The 519-nt window shown below is 62.2% G+C and carries 1 pseudogene; it reads left to right on the top strand.

The window, feature by feature from the left end:
• Nucleotides 1-61: 61 nt before the first annotated feature.
• Nucleotides 62-390 (top strand): annotated as a pseudogene (locus ACWGTO_RS33815) (IS3 family transposase); the annotation flags it as partial.
• Nucleotides 391-519: the final 129 nt, after the last annotated feature.

Below are 519 nucleotides of genomic sequence, written 5' to 3' on the forward strand. Positions count from 1 at the left end.
AATCACGAGCACAGAGAAACGGTCCGCGCCGCATGACCGCCCCATAAATCCTCATGCTCCCGAGGCGAAGCGGCTGAAGAGCCTTGAGGAGGAGAACGGCAAGCTGAAGCGTCTGCTGGCCGATGCCATTCTCGACGTCTCGACCTTGCGCGAGATGCTCGGAAAAAACTTCTAACGCCCGGGTCGAGGAGGACTGCCGTGACCTGGGCGATCGAGAATAAGGGCTATTCGCAGCGTCGCGCCTGCGGGCTCGTCGGCATAGAGCCGCGGGTCTACCGCTACCGTCCGTCCCGACCGGATGATGCCGGTTTGCGCAACCGGCTGCGGGATCTGGCCGCCGAACGCCGGCGCTTCGGCTACCGTCGGCTGCACCTTCTCTTGAAGCGTAAGCGGTGCACCAAGGCACCTTTCCCGAAGTCGCCTGATGCGTGTATGGCGGTCAGCCGTTAGTCGGCGCGCCGGCAGGGGAATCGGGTGAGTTAATTTTCACGAGATGAGGCTGACGAGAAAGTCCTCGTT

The organism is Mesorhizobium sp. PL10, from assembly GCF_053714315.1.